Consider the following 1572-nt stretch of genomic DNA (forward strand, 5'->3'; position numbering starts at 1 on the left):
GATATAGTCAGTTCTCATTTCGGGCAAATGCTTACTCAGCTCCTTGGTTAGCATATTTTTGGCTGTTACTGGGAGTTTTCGTTCCCTACACCATTTAACATAATGCTCGTAAAGTTCATCCTTTACTATCACTTCCCCAATCTCAACTTTCAAAAATTCCTTTACGTAAGCATACACTGGGTCGCTCAGGGATTCATACTGTTCCTGCACCTCCTCAACTGTTTTGCCATATGTAAAATCGCCATTTTTTAGTAACCTATCTAACCCATTTAACGCCCAATTTAACAATCCTGATAACTCCTCAGGTGTTGCTAATTTTTCCAGAATATTCGGGTCTGCCCTGTCCCCCTCAAATGTGTTTGGGAATGACAGCAAAATCCACCGCCTGTAAAACGCATACGATTTATCACTTGACATTGGCAACTTGTTTGCACTAAATATCAGTTTGGCATAATTTTCAAAGGAGAAGGAACCCTTGAACTTTCGAGCAGCAGTTATTAAATCCTGGCCTGTTAGAGCTTTGAATATCCCAGTCCGTCTTAATGCATCTGCAGTTATTTCCGCACACACATTTGCCATTTTTCCGTATAACTCAATAGTTGCAAATCTATCTGATACAAGCTCTCTTAATTCTTTGCTGCTTACATTCTCTTGTCCTAAAAACTTCCGCAATAATCCAATCGTTTTGCTCTTGCCGTTACTTCCCTCACCTATAAACATTGCAGCCCTGTGGATGGGATAATCTCGATACAGACAATAGCCAAAGAGCTCCCGCATTGTCGGTATGTCTTCTGGGTAGCATACCTCCTTGAAAAACTGTTTTATCTTTGGGCAGTCAGCATCGGGATTATAATTGACTGGGATTTTATTTAGGAATATGATATCGGGTGTGTGGGGCAACAATTCTAGAGTTTTTACGTTTAAAATACCGTTGGCGATACATAACAACTCTATATTATCAGCAATTTTATCCCTGCTTGTGTAAGTGCCCCTCTTAATGTGGTTAACAACTTCGTTCGTTCTGTATGTGCTGTTCTCTTTGCCCAGATACTTTTCACACAAACTTTTGACTAAATTTTCCCCACCTGAACGATATATTCCCCTTTCGTAGGTATATAATTCGTCGGTATCGCCAAATGTGATAAATCTGTAGTCCTCCATGATGAAGTCGGCAAGCTTTTTAGGAATGAACTCCTTATTTTCAAAAAATAGTTCAATTGGTGGCTCGGCCTCAACTTTTTCGAAGATTGTATCCCTATTGCACTCCTTACAGAAGCCTTTTACTCGAAAGAGAGGTGTGTCAGGCAATTCAACTTCTGCACCGCATCGCAAGCATCGGAAGGTTACACCCTTCCTTTGCGACGAAACCTTTATATTTGCGGGTGTGTTTTTTCTCTGCACAACCGTCCCTCCTTTCTCTTTCTTTTTATGTATGGTTTCACCCCTCCTTTTTTCCATCTCCCCTGTTAATTTTCCGAAGTAGTTCCAGTGCCCTATCTACTACTTCAGCGGAGCTGTAACCACCCTTTTCACTCATTTTCCCCTCCCAGATATAATTTCATCGCCGCTATT

1 protein-coding gene is annotated in these 1572 nt (G+C 41.0%); it reads right to left on the reverse strand.

Annotated features, from left to right (window positions below; translation table 11 throughout):
• The coding region (locus U9Q18_04115) for a phage/plasmid primase, P4 family (protein MEA3313541.1) at positions 1 to 1401 on the reverse strand (1401 nt) is incomplete at its 3' end.
• Positions 1402 to 1572 lie beyond the last annotated feature (171 nt).

The organism is Caldisericota bacterium, from assembly GCA_034717215.1.
In the GTDB taxonomy this organism is placed as follows: domain Bacteria; phylum Caldisericota; class Caldisericia; order Caldisericales; family Caldisericaceae; genus UBA646.